Genomic DNA, 18,740 nt, shown 5'->3' on the forward strand with positions numbered 1-18,740 from the left:
TGTACAGAAAACTCAATGATTGATAGCTATAAAAGATATACGAATAATTAAATATGTTGTGAGAGCTTCACTCATTTATAAATCAATAATTATGCAAACGAATAATCCTAAAATAACAGTCATTACAGTTTCCTATAATGTGTTGTCAACTATAGAAAAAACTATTCTATCTGTTATAAACCAGACATATCGCAACATTGAATATATAATTATTGATGGAGGAAGCTCTGATGGAACTGTTGATATAATAAAAAAATATGAGGACAAACTCGCTTATTGGATTAGTGAACCTGATAATGGGATTTATGATGCGATGAATAAAGGCATAACCAAAGCTACGGGAGATTGGATTAATTTTATAAATAGTGGAGATTATTTCTTAGATAATAATGTTATTTCAAAATTTATACAATTACATGACGTCAATGCTGATATTGTTTATGGAAACACAGAAATAAGTATTTCTAATATAGAAACTTCATATATACACAAGCCTGAACCAATAGAGCTCATAGAAAAGAAAATGACCTTTGGCCATCCATCATCATTTGTAAAAGCATATTTATTAAAAGAAATGCCTTTTGATACATCTTTTAAAAGTAGTGGGGATTATAATTTTTTCATACAATGCTATAGAAAGCATAAATTATTCCAATATATATCAATTGTAATTTCTGTTTTCGATTATGGAACAGGAATGTCAAATAATTTTAAGATAAATAGATATGAAGATGCACGAATACATGGTATTGAAAATAAAATTTCGTGGAAAATATCTTTTCTTATAAGTTATATTATTTGGAAAATCAGAGTGTTTTTTAAAAACATATTACCTAAAGGTATCGTACAGAAATATTACAAGAGAAGAGGTCTGTGAATATGAAGATTTTACAAAAAAAATATTTATATCCATTCTTTCTTTTGTCTTTTCCTATTGTTATAGATTGCCTTAATGGTTATCTCAAAGGAGCATCAGGAGAAGGTGAGAGCATGATTGGCATTCTTTATAGAGGTGCTGTAGTTATTTTCGCCCTGCCTTATCTACTTAAAAACAGATTCTCTAGATACATTTTTTTAATCTTAATTACTTCTTTTATCTCTTTCAGTTATCATATAATAATGGGGTATTTTTCTATATCCTCCATTTCTAACCTTATCAAGATTATATACATCTTTTGTGTATTAAGCATTTTATTGAAGAATAAATATTTTGATAATATTTGGACTGTTTCAAATTGTGCCATTGGTTATGGTTTTACTGCAGCTTCAGTTTTAATATTAAGTTATATTTTTGATTTTGGTTATAGTGCGTATGTAGAAAACACTTTTGGAACCAAAGGTTTTTTCATCGCGATGAATGATGTCGGCTTAACAATATTGTTATTAAATGCCTTGTCCTGCTTTTGCTTTCTAAAAACAAAAAAGAAAATATATTTAATAGCAACTCTAACCATGTCTGCTGGCACTATTTTTGTCGGTTCAATGGCCTGCTACTTTGGTACTGGAGCTATAATGCTATGTTTCTTTTTTAATATAGTTTTTAATAATACAAAAGATTATAAAAGCACTCTCAAACAAAGAATAATAGTTATTCTCCTTTTCTCTTTTGGCCTAATACAATCTATTAACTTCATTGTAAACTTAATACTTAATGACTCGTATTTATCACAAAAGTATAGTAACATTATAGGAATATTTATGGAGATGTCTGGAAGAGATTACCTTATAGAAGCATCTTTTAAAACATTTGAGAAATTCTCCTTATTTGACTGGTTATTTGGTACAGGAATCCAATTTAGTATTTCGATACAATACATATTAGGACTAAATAATCCCAAAGGAGTGGAAGTAGACCCCATAGACTTGATCGGAATCTACGGTCTCATTTTCGCAATATTACTAATGATATTTCCTATACGTATTCTAGGTAAGACAATCAAAAGTTATTTAAAGAACAAAGACCTATTATCATACTGGCTTACGATTGGATTAAGCTTTTATATATTGCATGCCATATATGGAGGCCATGCATATACTAGTCCTTTAGTCTCTTCCTATTTGGCTGTATATATCTATTTATATGTAAAAAGACAAAATCTAACAACTATATGAAAATCTTATTTTTTGTTGATGGAGGTTTCAATAATGGTGTAGGAGCACTACTCGTTGAACAAATAAAAGCTATACATAAACAGTATAAAAACATACATGCGGTAACAAGTTCGAAAGAACAAGAAGCTAATTTGATTAAGGCTCTAAAAGATCAGAACATACCAATACTTCATCTTGAAGGCTTGGAAGTACATAATAATTACAAATGTCACATAGAACAGCTAATGAGCTATATTCTTGATAACAATATAAAATTAATTCACGTCCAAGCTAATTGGCAATTGGCATTAGTTACAATTGCTAGGAGCAAACTATATTTACACCATCGCTACCGATTTAAAGTGATCTATTCTATTCATTCTTATAGAAATAATTTACACCCAATAAAAGCATTCATTGGAAGATTGATTATTGGTTTTGCACTACTTCTATTCTCTGATAAGATTATATGTTCATCTTCCTTTTTAAAGAAGAAATTTAGGTTGTTAACTCCCAAAATAATATTATTACCAATAGGTGTTTCCAGCACGTTCTTTGAAGACTATAAAGAAAGCAATACAGATAATTTAAATTTAGTTTTTCCTGCTCAATTCAGACCTGGAAAAAATCAAGATATTTTAATTAAGGCTTTTTCGGAATATGTATATGAGACTAAGGAAATAAATGCTAATTTATGCTTACCTGGAGAAGGAGAATTACTTGATAAAATGAAAATGCTAGCTCATGAACTTAAAGTAGAGAAGCAAATTATATTCCCAGGTCAATGCTCTATGAGTAAAATAAAAGATTTCTACCTACAATCCAATATAGGGGTTATATCTTCTAACTCTGAAACTTTTGGATTATGTATTGCTGAGCCATATGTTCTTGGGAGATGCGTAATAACGCGACACATCGGAGTGGCTGATGATATCATAAAGGATGGCATTAGTGGGTATTTTTTCCATAATAAAGAAGACTTAAAAAATATATTACTCAATATCTCAAAAAATAGAGAGAAATTAAAAATAATCGGAGAGCATAATTTCAAAGATCGTGATCGTTTTAGCTGGCATAAAATAGCATCAGAGTACTTAGAAGTAGTAAATAAACTTCAATTTGACTCTTAATTATTTAAATCTTATCATTAAGATGAAAATACTTCTTATCCATACATATTACCAACAATCAGGGGGTGAAGATACGGTTTTTCAACAAGAATATTCCTTATTGGCAGAAGACAATATTGTCGAAAAGGTTTCTTTTCAAAATAAAAAAGGATTGAAAGGTATGATACAATTTCTTTTTTCAATATGGAATATTTATGCAGCAATCAAAGTTAGAAAAAAAATAAAATTATTTCAGCCTGATATTATACATTTGCATAATTGGCATTACGCATCAGGACCATTAATTATCAGAACTATAAAGAAGAAGAAAATCCCACTTATTATAACTCTACATAATTATAGATTAATCTGTCCATCAGGCATTCTGATGCATAAAGGCATAATATATAAAAAAAGTATAAATAAAAGCTTCCCTTACCAAGCTATAAAAGACAAAGTATTTAGAGATTCTTTATTTCAAACATTTTGGGTCGCATTCATTGTTTGGTTTCATAAAATATTAGGCACATGGAATATGCCTCAAAAATATATTGTATTAACTGAGTTTGCGAAGAAACTATTTACAGAATCCTATATTGGCATAGATAAAGACCGATTTATAATAAAACCAAACTTTTCAGAAAATCCACTATTAGAATGTAATTTAAAAAAATCAGACTTTTTATTCATCGGACGAATCAGTGAAGAAAAAGGTATAAGATGTTTACTTGAAGCATTTAAGAAAGTTCATTACACTATTAAGATTGGGGGAGATGGTCCGCTTGTAAATGAAGTAATATTAGCTGGGAAGGAACATCCAAATATACAATATTTAGGAAAATTAGAAAAAGCGCTCGTAGTTTATTATATGCAAAATAGTTCTATATTAGTTTTCCCTTCAATTTGGTACGAAGGAATGCCAATGACTATTATTGAAGCTCTTGCTTTAGGGACTCCTGTTCTAGCCAGTAATCTTGGAGCAATGCCATCCATGATTGAGGATCAATTTAATGGACTTTTGTTTGAAACAAATAACCCAAAAGATTTAGTAAAAAAATTAAAGGAATGGGAAAGCATTTCTTCTGAAAAAAAAAGAGAGTTTTATTTAAATTCTAGAGACTCTTATCTAAATAAATACACTCCTGAAATAAATAAAAAAATATTGCTAAATATATATAGTAATTCTATTAAATAAGCACTATCTATGTTCAACTTAAAGACAATCAATGCCCTAAGAAATCTTAATGATATATCTTCTAAAGAAAAGAAGAGTATTCTAATAAATACAATTAATGCTCATTCATATAATGTAGCAAAAAAAGATCAGCAATTTGCTAAAGTATTATTGCAATCCGATTATGTATTACCAGACGGACAAAGTATTATTTGGGCCAAAAGAATACTATCAGGAGATAAATTAACAAGGATTGCAGGATTTGATTTATTTCAATGGGAAATGAATCGATTGAACAATATCTATGGAAGTTGTTTTTTCTTAGGTAGCAAAAACGAGATATTACAAAAAATATTAGTTAAAGCTGCTCTTGAATATCCCAATGTTAAAATCAAAACATACTCACCACCATATAAATCGCTATTTTCTATAGAAGAAAATAGAATTATGATAAATGAAATAAATGTGTTTAAACCTAATGTTCTTTTTGTTGGTATGACAGCACCAAAACAAGAAAAATGGGCATTTGAAAATAAAGATAATTTAAAGGTAGGTCATATATGCTCCATAGGAGCTGTTTTTGACTTTTATGCAGGCAACATACAAAGAGCTCCTAAATGGATGCAAAGAAATGGATTAGAGTGGCTATATAGATTAATCAAAGAACCTCGTAGAATGTGGAAACGATACATCATAGGAAATACTAAATTTATCTTTTATATTATTAAAGAAAAAATAAATGGCTGAACACCTCCACATATCCACCTCTTCCAAAGAAGAAAAATACCTCACTCTCCTACCCCAGCTAAAAAGCTTACTTGAAGGAGAGACAGACACTATTGCCAATATGGCAAATATATCTGCTGCCTTGAAAATGACGTTTGGATTTTTCTGGGTAGGGTTCTATATCGTAAAAAGAGAAGAACTTGTGCTTGGCCCATTCCAAGGAACAATAGCCTGTACCCGTATCAAATACGGTAAAGGTGTCTGCGGCACAGCATGGAAAGAAAAGCGAACCGTTATAGTAGAGAATGTTAACCAATTTCCCGGTCATATAGCTTGTGATGCGGCATCACAGTCCGAAATTGTAATACCGCTATTCAACCATAACGACGTAATCGCTGTTTTAGATGTAGACAGTGAACATCTCAATCATTTCGACAAAACGGACGCTCTTTACCTCGAGCAGATAGTGAAGCTGCTTGAAGATAAAATCAATTAATCTGTTTTAGAAAGGAAACAGTAAAGGCAGGGCCAGTATCATAATTATTCCCATAATCACTTGCAAAGGCAAGCCGACCTTCATATAATCCATAAAGGTATAACGTCCCGCAGTCATTACCAGCGCATTGGGTGGAGTTGAGAATGGAGAAGCAAAACACATACTAGCGGCAACTGCTACTGCAAACAAGAACGGATAAGGACTTATGCCCATCCCCTCAGCAGCCTTCAAGGCTATAGGTGTAAACAACACAGCTGTGGCAGTATTACTTATAAACATAGTGAGCAAAGACGTACAAAAGTAAATCCCCGCAAGCAATGCATAAGGGCCCATATCTCCCAAATGATTAACCAAAGAACCTGAGATAAGAGTATCTACTCCTGTATTCTGAAAAGCAGTGGCCATCGGCAACATAGCACCAATCAGCACTACACTTTCCCAGTTTATGCTATTATACGCTTCTTCCATATTACGAAGACAGCCCGTTACCACCATCAGCACAGCAGCTAACATTATAGCAATCACCGAAGGAAGAATCTCTAGCACCATCGCCAATACCATCAATATCATTATACCGGCTGCAATAGGAGCATTCTGATCCAATGTTACTTTAGCTGCCTCTTTCAGTGGTTGACCAACAAGCACCAAATCATCCTGTCTGTTATCTAAGTTCGCCAAATCTTTCCAAGTACCCTGTATCAAAAGAGCATCCCCCGAATGTAACTTAGTATCCTTAATATCCCGCATCTTATATTCATTCTGACGCTGAATACCCAATACATTTACATTATACTCTTCCCTGAAACTAATTTCAGAAATCGTACGATTTATCAATCTCGAATTTGGCATAATAAAGACCTCTGCAATACCCGACTCCTGAAATCCTGCGAATGGACTTGCATCGGTTTTTTTCTCCAAATGGAAAGCATTATCAGAAACAAATCTTTCTATATTTTCTATATCTCCGAGGCAGTATAATACATCATCTTTCAATATTACCGACTTAGGACCTGCAACTTCCTCTACAAGCTTTTTTCTGAATCTCGAATTACCATTCTTACGTATAATTTTACTGACACTGATATCATACGTTGATGCAATCTTTAGTTCGGCAAGAGTTTTGTTCAACAAAGGCGAATCGGACTTTACCTCCACCTTGTAAGATTGTTGTTGTAGTTGGTATTCCTGAGCCAATTCAGCCAAGGATTTTCCTTCTTTCTTCTTACCCGAAGACGAGTCGCTCTTCGAAACAAGTAATTTGCTCAAAAAGAAGAGAACCACAACACCAATACCCAACGCAATGAAACCGATAGGTGCAAACGAGAAAAAGGATAAAGCCTCATATCCGGCATCAACAAGCGCATTCTGAATCACAAGATTGGGAGGTGTACTAATCAATGTGAACATACCCATACTACTGGCAAAAGCCAAAGGCATAAGGTAACGACGTGGACTTATATTGGCGCTGGCAGCCATACTCACAATAATAGGCATCATCACGGCCACAGTACCCGTATTACTCACAAAAGCTCCGATAGAAGCCGTAACCAACATGACCAGAATAAATAGTTTATTCTCATTCTGCCCTGCGGTCTGAAGTATTTTGCTACTTATCATCTTTGCCAGCCCTGTGCGGAAAATACCGGCTCCTACGACAAAGAGACCGATCATCATAATTACAACCGAATTAGAAAAACCGGCTAAAGCTTCGGTAGGTGTCAACACTCCGGTTAATGCCAATATGAGTAAAGCACATACAGCCACGAGGTCTGAGCGAACCTTTCCCCGCATGAAGAAAAAAGATGCGACGAACAAAGTTGCTAATGTTATATTGATGGGAGATAGTAAAGACGAAAGTTCCATTTGCGTAATTGTTTATAATTCCTTTCCAGTTTGTAAACAATGCAAAGATAAAAAATACTGATTCATCCAGCTACTTGTTTCTAACAACAACAATAAAAAGATAAGAATTGTTTGTATTTTTTCACTTTCGTTGAGTACGAAGTCTCTTTTATAGAAAAAGGAACATTATACGAAGAATTTTCTTACGGCTTGCTAAGGAGAGGAATTTAGTTGTCTCCGAACAGAATGAAGTGCCTAAGGCTAAAAGTCTACAAGCAAAACTCCTTTCTGTTCAGAAAACAACAACATACAAACACGCTTCTGTGTACAAAGATACTTATATGTGAAAAAGGAATATCTTTCTATAAATTATACTCTAAAACACTACAAAAACAAGAATGTTCACACATTATGTTAGACGCAAATATTTTTTAAATGTTACACAAATGGCAAAAATATATTCTTAATCAAAAGTGATCGAGTTGATGCTTTTGATACTTATCCCTCTAAAACAATCATCTTGGCAGCCCTTCTCATTATAGCCACACAAGGAAATCATTCCATCATTTTTTGTTTCAAAGTAAGTTTCTGTGCCTTTTCTTTTTTTCAACCAATCTTGTTCTGCCCTTTGATAGACTTCATCAAGAGTTAAAACATCCGATGCCGGCGTATCTTTATGGCTACCTAGTTCCAATACGTTTTCGGTCCATTCCAATTCAAGATCAGGACTTACGTCATTCGGATAGCCGGTATATTTAAAGCTTCGTCTATTTACTTTGCCATCATAAACAGTTATAGTCGTTTGCCAAGAATAACCAACCCATGTACTTCCTGTTGTTGTATATTCGTATGTATTATTGGTTTGTTTCTTAAAACGACTCCAAACTTCCTTACTATCCTTGAATTTATCTTCATATTCAAAATCGCCTTTATCACAAGATGTAAAAGCAAAACCAACGAACAACAGTATAAGTAGCATTTTATGTTTCATAGTCTATACACTTTGGGGGTCTTTATTAGCAATATATTATTATAATCTGGATGTTTTTATTTAAGCAATACTTTCTGAATAGAAATAAGCAAGTTCATCTTCTATAATATTATGATGCAAAACGAGTCTTTTTCGTTGCATTTACTTTTTATATATCTCAAAAAAATAAAGCTCAACAGTTTAAGGATATACCAATCCGCTCAACACTAAAAAGATACTCTATATATTCCTTTCAAGAACAATCGATATTTTATTGAGAATTTAGACTCGATCAGAATTTTGGCAAGCCTTTTGCTATATACTTATCAACATCAATTTGGATACAATAAATTACGCTTGTTAATTTGTTGAAAACATCTTTGTTATTAGCTGAAAATAAAATAAATATAAAATATGAAAGAGGATATTTCTGATAAAGATCTTGAAAGAGATGAATTTGTAGAAACAGACAATCTGACAAATAATCAGACAGAAGAAAATGTAGAAGACCAAGCAAGTGACAATGTGACTGATTGGGAAGCAAAATATAATGAGCTCAACAACTCTTACCTACGCCTTAATGCAGAATTCGATAACTATCGCAAACGCACATTAAAAGAAAAAGCTGAACTGCTTAAATCAGGTAGCGAAAGAGTCTTGCTAGACATTATAGCAGTAGTCGACGACTTTGAGAGAGCATTAGACAACATCTCTAAAACGGAAGATATAGATGCCGTAAAAGAAGGTATAAATCTTATATACAGCAAGTTTTCAAACTTCCTTACCAAGCACGGAGTAAAGGAAATAGAAACCATTGGTCACGCATTCGACACCGATAAGCATGAGGCGGTGACTACCGTTCCGGCTCAGAGCGAAGAAGACAAAGACAAAATCATAGACAGTATACAAAAAGGATATACACTCGACGATAAAGTCATCAGATATCCTAAAGTAATTGTTGCAAAATAAAACAAGCATATTTCGATGGCAACAAAGAGAGACTATTACGAAGTACTGGAGGTTACAAAAACCGCAACATCAGAGGAAATAAAAAAAGCATATCGCAAAAAAGCAATTCAGTATCACCCCGACAAAAATCCGGGAAATAGTGAGGCAGAGGAAAAATTTAAGGAAGCTGCCGAAGCCTACGAGATACTGAGCGACGAGCAGAAACGTGCCAAATATGACAGATACGGGCACGAAGCTCCCGGCGGATTTGGCGGTGCAGGAGGATTCTCGATGGATGATATATTCTCTCAGTTTGGCGATATATTCGGTGGGCACTTTGGAGGAGGATTTGGCGGGTTTGGCGGTCAACGTGGCCCTAGAACAAACAGAGGCTCAGACCTTCGTGTAAAAGTTAAACTTTCTCTGAAAGATATCGCATCGGGCGTAGAGAAAAAGATAAAAGTAAACAAGTTTGTTTCTTGTACACACTGTAAGGGTACAGGAGCCGACAAAGGCACAGCCTACGAAACATGTTCGACCTGTAAAGGTTCGGGAGTTGTTACTCGTGTGATGAACACCATTTTGGGGCAAATGCAAACACAGTCTACCTGCCCGACATGTAATGGTGAAGGAAAGACCATTACAAAAAAATGTGCTCACTGTGCCGGAGAAGGTATCACCCGAGAAGAAGAAGTGATAACCATCAACATTCCTGCCGGAGTAGCAGAAGGCATGCAACTATCGATGAGTGGTAAGGGAAATGCAGCTCGTCATGGTGGTATAAATGGCGACTTGCTGATCTTGGTAGAAGAAGAACAGCATCCTGAATTGTTCCGAGACGACAATGATATAGTCTATAACCTACTGCTGAGTGTTTCAACAGCCGCACTGGGAGGCAGTGTCGTTGTGCCTACTATAGACGGAAAAGTAAAAGTAACGATAGAACCGGGAACTCAACCGGGTAAGGTCTTACGACTCAAAAATAAAGGCTTGCCAAGCATCAACAGATACGGCACGGGAGACTTGTTGATAAACATCAGTGTGTATATTCCCGAAAACCTCAGCGACAGCGAGAAGGAGACCCTCACAGGGTTGGAGAACTCTCCTAACTTTCAGCCTAGCAAATCGGTAAAAGAGAAAATATTCACTCATTTCAGAAAGATGTTCGATTAATCTCAATATTATTTAGATAAATAAAAAGCAATTCTTCCTTCTATATAGGGAGAGTTGCTTTTTTATTTCTTTACACAACATCCGAAGTTATAAAAAGTAATCATAGCATCTTCTTCAAAAAAAAAGATAAAGATTTAGAAACAAAACACACTCAAATAAATAAATTTGCTATACATTTGAGATATAGACAGATATAAACCCAGATTACCATAACCTTTATTAAGATTTACATTATGAGTGCCATGAAAACACCGGGTGTGTATATTGTTGATAAAGAAACATATCCAAATGCTGTAATAGAAGCAGCTACGGCAATTCCTGCTTTTATAGGTTATACAGAGAAAGCATCTGAAAAAGATCAGTTTCTATTAAACAAACCAGTGCGAATAAGTTCCATAAATGAATTTATAGCATATTTTGGTGGTGCTCCCAAGCCTAAATTTGACATAAAAAAAGGCGATGGAGATTTTAATGCAAGTCTAAATGGAGAAAGTTATACTCTAACTCGCACAGACAGCTATATTCTGTATTACTGTATGCTTACTTTCTACGCCAACGGAGGGAGTGATTGCTACATCGTATCTGTAGGCAACTATACGAACAAAATAGAATATTCGGCACTAGCGGCTGGTATAGCTCCATTGGTAAAAGAACAAGAACCTACCATGCTGGTAATACCCGAGGCTGTATGCCTCGCTAAAGCCGAAGATTGCTATGTATTACAACAAGCAATGGCAAGTCACTGCGGCTTTTATATGAAAAACAGAATCGCTATATTTGATATTTATGAAGGGTACAAAAATCGCAAAGCACCTAATGGAGATGTGGTAACCAAATTCAGAGAGAATATAGGTGTCAACTTTCTCAGCTTTTGTGCAGCTTATTATCCATGGATTAATTTTAATATTATACAAGAAAAAGATTTAGATTATTCAAATTTAGACTTGAAAGAATTAATACCTCTCATTACACAAGAAATAGAGGTAAGCAGTAAAAAACAAGCAACCAAGGAGGGTGATCTAAAAAAGGAGGAGATACTGAAACTAATTCAAAAAATAAAAGAAAACGAAGAGATAATAGAGGCCGAAATAGCTAGCGGAAAAGACATTCACGACCAAGAACAAATCCGCAAAGAAAATCATAGAACATTGCTCAACTGTAGCCCTTTTTACAAAGAGGTAATGAGGCAGATACTACTTTCTCTCAACCGGCTTCCGGCAGCTCCTTCCATAGCAGGCATAATAACGTTGGTAGACAATACAAGTGAGGTATGGAAAGCCCCGGCTAACATAAACCTCGCATCGGCAATTAGTTCTACACAAAATGTTTCGAACGAAGAGCAAGAAGACTTAAATATACCGTTGGATGGCAAATCAGTAAACACCATTCGGGTATTCCCCGGAGAAGGTATAAAGGTTTGGGGGGCACGCACCTTAGACAGCAATTCGATGGATTGGAAATACATCAATGTGCGGCGCACTATGATCATGCTCGAAGAATCGATAAAAAATGCAACCAAGGCCTATATATTTGAACCCAATATGGGAAATACTTGGATAAGCGTAAAAAGCATGATATCAAACTTCCTGTACGAAATATGGAAACGAGGAGGTTTAATTGGCAGCACTCCTGATGATGCATATAGTGTACACATCGGACTTGGAGAGACAATGACACCAACAGATATACTTGAGGGCATTATGCGCATCACTGTATTGGTCGCCATAGTCCATCCGGGTGTATTTGCAGAAATCACTTTTGAGATACAAATGCAGAATAGCTAAATCGGTAATGCACCTCACGTCTTCCTTATTTTTTGGTATTCACAAATGATGTAATATTTCATTTTCTATTATATCTTTGTTATAACCTAATGTTTATACAAATACAGCGAGCGATGAAGATTAAAGAGATTCTGCATGCCATAGAACAAATTGCCCCTATTCCTTTGCAGGAAGGATTTGATAATAGTGGAGTGCAAATAGGAGATATACATCAGGAAGCCAAAGGCGCAATTGTTTGCATAGACGTTACCGAGGCCGTAATGGACGAAGCGATAGCCTTAGGTTGCAATCTGATCATATCGCACCATCCTCTGGCTTTTCGCAGCTTCAAATCTCTCACAGGCAAAAACTATATCGAACGTTGTATGATAAAAGCATGCAAGCACGACATCGTTGTGTATGCAGCTCATACCAATTTGGATAATGCTTCGGAGGGAATTAATCAGTATCTAGCAGATATGCTCAACCTGCAACATGTAAGGATTCTTGATCCGCAAAAAGATAAATTACTAAAACTTGTAACCTTTGTACCACATTCACATGCCGAGCTTTTGCGCAATACATTGTTCAATGCAGGAGCAGGATCGATAGGCAACTACGACTCGTGCAGCTATAATATAACAGGAGAAGGGACATTCAGAGCAGGCGACGAAGCCAAGCCGTACTGCGGCGAAATAGGCGAATTGCACACCGAGCCCGAAACACGCATCGAAATGGTATTGCCGGTATACAAACGGTCGGAAGTTTTGCGTGCGCTTATTTCCGTACATCCATACGAAGAACCCGCATACGATTTCTACGCTCTACAAAACGAGTGGAGTAAAGCTGGAAGCGGTATCGTGGGTACGCTGCCCGAAGAGATGGACGAAGAAGATTTCTTATACTTGCTCAAAGACACATTCCATCTCAACATGCTGCAGCACTCGCCTTTGCGTGGCACACCTATACGTGATGTGGCTATATGCAGCGGCAGCGGAGCATTCCTTATCCCCAAAGCCGTTTCTTACAGTGCCGACATTTTCATCACGGGAGAAGCTAAGTATAACGACTTCTACGACGTGGAAGACAAAATATTGCTTGCAGTGATAGGACATTACGAATCTGAAATTTTCACAAAGAATATTTTTTTCGATATTATTTCAAAAAAATATCCTACCTTTGCCGTATATATGTCAGGGTTTGACGTAAATCCTGTAAAATATTTGTAATCAGGCGGCGACGCACTCCCGCTTATTACGGATGATGTAGTAAGAAGATAGTTGAAGCTATTCGATTACTGCATTTTTTTATGATAGAAATTCAATAAACAAAAATATCTTATGGCAAAAAAACCGACAGAAAAAGAAGTAACGGTAGAAGAAAAGCTACATACGCTTTATAATCTACAGCTGAAACTATCTGAAATAGATAATATCAAAATCCTACGTGGAGAACTTCCTCTTGAAGTAGCCGACCTTGAAGATGAAATTATCGGATTGGAAACTCGTATCAAAAAACACGAGGCTGAATTGAAAGAAGCTGAAACTGCGATTTCGAATCAAAAGCAAAAAGCAAAAGACAGCGAGCTTAAAATTGCAAAATATAAAGAACAGCTCGATAATGTTCGCAACAATCGTGAATTTGACCACCTCAGCAAAGAGATAGAGTTCGAAACGCTGGAGATTGAGCTATCCGAAAAACGTATCCGTGAATTTAGCCAAGATTCTAAAGGCCTTGCTGAGCAAATAGAAAAGAGCAAAGCTTTTCTTAGCGAACGTGCTGCCGATCTTGCTCAAAAGAAAGAAGAACTGGATGGTATTGTATCTGAAACAAAACAACAAGAAGAACAACTTCGCGACGAAGTGAAAGATATTGAGGCTGAAGTAGAACCTCGTTTATTACAAGCCTTCAAGAGAATTCGCAAAAGTGCACGCAACGGCTTGGCTGTTGTATGTATAGAACGTGGTGCTTGCGGAGGTTGCTTCAACAAAATTCCACCACAAAAACAAATGGATATCAAAATCGGTAAGAAGATTATCGTTTGCGAATATTGTGGTCGTATCATGATTGATCCGGAACTGATAGCAGCAGAGTAACTTATCAGAAAATAACATATTTTACAAATAATCGGAAAGGTTAAAAAGACCTTTCTGATTATTTTTTTTGCTTTTTTCTTAAACATTATCTTCCATACCTTGTTCTATTTCTTATACAGTGAAAAACAAAATGGAAAACTTTTCTTCAACATATAATTTTCACACATCTAATTATCAGTCAATTACATTTTAAAATGGAAAACTTTTTACTTTGTTAATAAATAGATATTACAAAATTTGCTTCATCATCACATAATCTGTAATATTGCATTAGCAAAAAAATAAGAGAAACAGACAAAATAATTTATATAAAAAAACATAAACAAATGGCACAGAAGGTTTACACTTTTGACGAGGCGTACAGAGCCGCACTTGATTACTTTAACGGCGATGAGCTAGCCGCTAAAGTATGGGTTAATAAATACGCCCTAAAAGATGCAACAGGCAATATCTACGAACAATCGCCCGAAGATATGCATTGGAGATTGGCGAACGAAATAGGCCGTATAGAATCAAAATATAAAAATGGACTTACTACCCAAGAACTATACGATTTGTTTGACCAATTTAAATATATTGTGCCACAAGGAAGCCCAATGACAGGAATAGGCAACGACTATCAAATAGCATCATTGTCGAACTGTTTTGTTATCGGTATGGAAGGATCATCGGATTCATACGGGGCTATTATCCGTGTTGACGAAGAACAAGTACAACTGATGAAACGCCGTGGAGGTGTTGGACACGATTTATCTCACATACGCCCTAAAGGATCTCCTGTAAAAAACTCAGCTCTTACATCTACCGGGCTTGTTCCTTTTATGGAAAGATATTCTAACTCTACCCGTGAAGTCGCTCAAGACGGACGCCGTGGAGCTCTTATGCTTAGCGTATCGATTAAGCACCCTGACTCGGAATCATTCATTGATGCCAAGATGATAGAAGGAAAGGTTACCGGCGCCAATGTTTCGGTGAGGATAGACGATGCCTTTATGCAAGCAGTAGTAGACGGAACTCCATACACACAGCAATACCCGATAGACTCGGACAACCCGACTACAGTAAAAGACACCGATGCTACCGAGCTGTGGAAAAAGATAGTTCACAATGCGTGGAAATCGGCAGAACCGGGAGTATTGTTTTGGGATACCATTATCAGAGAATCTGTGCCTGACTGCTATGCAGACCTTGGATTCAAGACTATATCTACAAATCCATGTGGCGAAATCCCTCTTTGTCCTTATGATAGCTGTCGCCTATTGGCAATCAATTTATATTCATACGTAGTTAATCCATTCAAAGAAGATGCATATTTCGACTTCGAACTATTCAAAAAACACGTAGGACTGGCACAACGAATCATGGACGATATTATCGATCTTGAAACCGAAAAGATAGATAAAATACTGAACAAGATAGAAATCGACCCTGAGAACGAAGAAGTTAAATGGCCTGAAAGACATCTATGGGAAAAAATTCGTAAGAAAACACTACAAGGCCGTCGTACAGGAGTAGGTATCACTGCCGAGGGCGACATGATTGCCGCTATGGGCTTGCGCTACGGAACAGAAGAGGCCACAACTTTTGCCGAAGAAGTACACCGCACACTGGCTGTTGCTGCATACCGTGCCTCTGTGGAACTGGCGAAGGAACGTGGAGCATTCGAAATATTCGACATCGAACGTGAAAGAAACAATCCTTTCATCAATCGTTTGGCTGAAGTTGATCCAAAGCTATACAAAGACATGGAAAAGTACGGACGCCGCAACATAGCATGCCTTACAGTAGCACCTACAGGAACAACAAGCTTGATGACGCAATCTACATCAGGTATCGAGCCGGTATTCCTCCCGGTGTATAAACGTCGCCGCAAAGTAAATCCGAACGACAAGGAAGTACGTGTAGACTTTGTTGACGAAAACGGAGACTCTTGGGAAGAATATGTGGTATTCCACCACAAGTTTGTGACATGGATGGAAAGTAAAGGATACCCTGCTGCCAAGCGATATACAAATGAAGAAATAGACAAAATGATTGCCGAATCGCCTTACTACAAGGCTACTTCAAACGATGTAGACTGGCTACAGAAAGTAAAAATGCAGGGACGCATCCAAAAGTGGGTAGACCACTCTATCAGCGTAACAATCAATCTGCCATCTGATGTTTCGGAAGACCTCGTCAACCAACTTTATATAGAAGCTTGGAAAAGCGGATGTAAAGGATGTACTGTATACCGTGACGGATCACGCGCCGGAGTTCTTATTGCCAACGACAGCAAAAAGGAAGAAGAAGACTGCGGAGACTGCTACGAACGCCCTCAGATAGTAATGGAACGTCCTCGCGAACTGGCTGCGGATGTAATCAAATTCCAAAACAACAAGGAAAAATGGATTGCTTTCATCGGCTTATTAGATGGACGTCCTTACGAGATCTTTACCGGATTGTCGGACGACGACGAAGGTCTAGTACTTCCGAAGAACATCAATCAGGGTGTGATTATCAAGACAATGAACGATGAAGGTCAACGCTCATACGACTTCCAGTTTAAGAACAAGAGGGGTTACAAAACAACAATCGAAGGGCTGAACGGCAAGTTCAACCCTGAGTTTTGGAACTACGCCAAACTTATATCGGGAGTGTTGCGTTACGGAATGCCTATCGATCAGGTTGTAAAACTTGTTCAGGGACTTGAACTCAACAGCGAAACTATCAACACATGGAAGAATGGTGTTGAACGTGCACTGAAAAAATACCTCCCAAATGAAACAGAGGCCAAAGGTCAAAAATGCCCTGTCTGTGGATTAGAAACATTGGTGTATCAAGAAGGCTGTATGAAATGTACAAACTGTGGTGCATCGAAATGCGGATAAAGCATTTTTAAATAATAATAGAGCAGCAAGACGAATCGTCTTGCTGCTTTTGTTTTTTATTGTACTTTTGTAACAAACTTACAATAACTTCATGTACGCTCAAAAGAATAGTTTCGACGATGGAGTATCTCTTGTTCGGAAAATATACAACAACACAGAGAAACTCTTGCACTCTATCAGCAACACCAAAACAAAGACAAGGGCGTGCTGGATAGTTGTGATAGCAATCTGTTTCACAGCTATATATTCACTAAACAGGCTGACTCCTATTATATCCGATGACTTTGCATACCTCTTCGTCTACGGAGAAGATGGCCGTATCACTTCCATCAAAGATATTATACATTCGCAAATCAACCACTACTACATGTGGGGAGGTCGCTCCGTTGTTCATTTTATTGCACAAGTACTGCTAATGCTGCCTAAATATATAGCCGATTTACTAAACACACTGGTTTACATAAGCTATATATCTTTAATCTACATGCACATAAAAGGAAGTGCAAAAAATAGCATCTTTTTGTTTTTAATGATCAATCTGGGAGTTTGGTTCTTGCAGCCCGTACTTGGAGACACCGTCTTTTGGCTAACAGGCTCTGCCAACTACCTTTGGGGAACATGGCTTATTTTACTACTTCTTCTGCCCTTCAGGCTTTACAGAGGGAAAATATCAACGCCTATATTGCAAATCCTTTACTCTATCTGTATTTTTATATCGGGAATACTAGCCGGATGGACAAACGAAAACACAGCGGCCGCAATGCTAGTAATCATCATAGGCTTTTTCATATATTACCGTTCACATAAATGGTCGATTCCCGTTTGGGCTATTGCGGGATTTGCAGGAGCTGTTATAGGCTTTATCATTATGATAGCTGCGCCGGGAAATTTTGTAAGGGCGGGAGAAACTACAACATTCAGCTTATACAACCTAAGTTACCGCCTATTCATGTGGACGCTGACATTTTTTTATTATAGCGGACCTCTTTTTCTTATCGCTCTCATTTCTGTTATCACTTTCAGTCGTTTTTCGAGAGGGGATAAAAAGGACAAAATGAAGCTTGTACTCATATATGCAGTAGCGGCTATTGTTGCAGTATATGCCATGCTGGCTTCACCTACATTCCCCCGCAGAGCACTTTTCGGCGTTGTCACTTTCCTTATTATTGCCATAGGCATCTGCCTTTACAATCTGGATTACAAAAACGTATTTCTGAGGCAGATAAGGCTTGTCGTAGTATCAGTATCGCTGATAGCATTTTCATTTACCTTTTATCTGGGTTGGAAAGAGATCAATTCGTACAGTCAAATCGTAGCACAACGTGAAGCCGTTATAAAACAAGCAAAAGAAGAAGGATTAGATTACTGCGAATTTACACGATACAACGGAAATTCGTACATACACGGAGAAGATCCATACTCGGAAGTGCTGATGTCTCGTTATTATGGGATAGCGATCAAATTAAAAGATTGAAGCGGAAT

The 18,740-nt window shown here is 36.7% G+C and carries 15 protein-coding genes; 13 read left to right on the forward strand and 2 right to left on the reverse strand.

What is annotated here, in order from left to right:
• Positions 1-91: 91 nt before the first annotated feature.
• From HMPREF9456_RS09600 to HMPREF9456_RS09625, 6 genes are read left to right on the forward strand one after another with little or no spacing between them, the layout of a single operon-like run.
• Positions 92-877: a glycosyltransferase family 2 protein gene (locus HMPREF9456_RS09600; RefSeq protein WP_035329735.1), complete on the forward strand. Its 786-nt coding sequence runs from the start codon at positions 92-94 to the stop codon at positions 875-877.
• A gap of 2 nt (positions 878-879) precedes the next feature.
• Positions 880-2,112 (forward strand): O-antigen ligase family protein, encoded by a 1,233-nt coding sequence (locus HMPREF9456_RS09605; RefSeq protein WP_006843318.1) that lies wholly within the window; start codon positions 880-882, stop codon positions 2,110-2,112.
• On the forward strand, positions 2,109-3,221 hold the full coding sequence (locus tag HMPREF9456_RS09610; RefSeq protein ID WP_006843319.1) for a glycosyltransferase family 4 protein: 1,113 nt from the start codon (positions 2,109-2,111) through the stop codon (positions 3,219-3,221). The genes HMPREF9456_RS09605 and HMPREF9456_RS09610 overlap by 4 nt, the downstream gene beginning before the upstream one ends.
• A gap of 22 nt (positions 3,222-3,243) precedes the next feature.
• Positions 3,244-4,395 carry a glycosyltransferase family 4 protein gene (locus HMPREF9456_RS09615; protein WP_006843320.1) on the forward strand — a complete coding sequence of 384 codons (1,152 nt, stop codon included), beginning with the start codon at positions 3,244-3,246 and terminating at the stop codon, positions 4,393-4,395.
• Between the two features lie 9 nt (positions 4,396-4,404).
• Positions 4,405-5,121, forward strand: a complete 717-nt coding sequence (locus HMPREF9456_RS09620; RefSeq protein WP_006843321.1) for a WecB/TagA/CpsF family glycosyltransferase — start codon at positions 4,405-4,407, stop codon at positions 5,119-5,121.
• On the forward strand, positions 5,114-5,596 hold the full coding sequence (locus HMPREF9456_RS09625; RefSeq protein ID WP_006843322.1) for a GAF domain-containing protein: 483 nt from the start codon (positions 5,114-5,116) through the stop codon (positions 5,594-5,596). The genes HMPREF9456_RS09620 and HMPREF9456_RS09625 overlap by 8 nt, the downstream gene beginning before the upstream one ends.
• A gap of 6 nt (positions 5,597-5,602) precedes the next feature.
• On the opposite strand, the gene HMPREF9456_RS09630 is transcribed toward HMPREF9456_RS09625, so the two are convergent.
• Entirely contained in the window at positions 5,603-7,432 is a 1,830-nt protein-coding gene (locus tag HMPREF9456_RS09630; protein ID WP_026177068.1) for an SLC13 family permease, read from the reverse strand.
• A gap of 469 nt (positions 7,433-7,901) precedes the next feature.
• Complete coding sequence (locus HMPREF9456_RS09635; protein ID WP_006843324.1) at positions 7,902-8,429, reverse strand: hypothetical protein; 528 nt, start codon at positions 8,427-8,429, stop codon at positions 7,902-7,904.
• 393 nt (positions 8,430-8,822) lie between these two features.
• On the opposite strand from HMPREF9456_RS09635, the gene HMPREF9456_RS09640 reads away from it, so the two are divergent.
• From HMPREF9456_RS09640 to HMPREF9456_RS09670, 7 genes are all read left to right on the forward strand, one after another.
• The gene (locus tag HMPREF9456_RS09640) at positions 8,823-9,377 is read left to right on the forward strand and encodes a nucleotide exchange factor GrpE (protein WP_006843325.1); all 555 of its coding nucleotides are present in this window, start codon (positions 8,823-8,825) and stop codon (positions 9,375-9,377) included.
• A gap of 15 nt (positions 9,378-9,392) precedes the next feature.
• Positions 9,393-10,529 carry a molecular chaperone DnaJ gene (gene dnaJ, locus HMPREF9456_RS09645; protein ID WP_006843326.1) on the forward strand — a complete coding sequence of 379 codons (1,137 nt, stop codon included), beginning with the start codon at positions 9,393-9,395 and terminating at the stop codon, positions 10,527-10,529.
• A gap of 233 nt (positions 10,530-10,762) precedes the next feature.
• Complete coding sequence (locus HMPREF9456_RS09650) at positions 10,763-12,313, forward strand: phage tail sheath family protein (protein ID WP_006843327.1); 1,551 nt, start codon at positions 10,763-10,765, stop codon at positions 12,311-12,313.
• Positions 12,314-12,426: 113 nt separating this feature from the next.
• Positions 12,427-13,521 (forward strand): Nif3-like dinuclear metal center hexameric protein, encoded by a 1,095-nt coding sequence (locus HMPREF9456_RS09655; RefSeq protein WP_018074912.1) that lies wholly within the window; start codon positions 12,427-12,429, stop codon positions 13,519-13,521.
• A 111-nt stretch (positions 13,522-13,632) separates the two neighbouring features.
• On the forward strand, positions 13,633-14,388 hold the full coding sequence (locus tag HMPREF9456_RS09660; protein WP_006843329.1) for a zinc ribbon domain-containing protein: 756 nt from the start codon (positions 13,633-13,635) through the stop codon (positions 14,386-14,388).
• A gap of 326 nt (positions 14,389-14,714) precedes the next feature.
• On the forward strand, positions 14,715-17,258 hold the full coding sequence (locus tag HMPREF9456_RS09665) for an adenosylcobalamin-dependent ribonucleoside-diphosphate reductase (RefSeq protein ID WP_006843330.1): 2,544 nt from the start codon (positions 14,715-14,717) through the stop codon (positions 17,256-17,258).
• A 91-nt stretch (positions 17,259-17,349) separates the two neighbouring features.
• On the forward strand, positions 17,350-18,732 hold the full coding sequence (locus HMPREF9456_RS09670) for a DUF3329 domain-containing protein (protein ID WP_006843331.1): 1,383 nt from the start codon (positions 17,350-17,352) through the stop codon (positions 18,730-18,732).
• The last annotated feature ends 8 nt before the right edge of the window (positions 18,733-18,740 follow it).

Origin of the sequence: Dysgonomonas mossii DSM 22836 (genome assembly GCF_000213575.1) — a bacterium.
Classification (GTDB): Bacteria; Bacteroidota; Bacteroidia; order Bacteroidales; family Dysgonomonadaceae; genus Dysgonomonas; species Dysgonomonas mossii.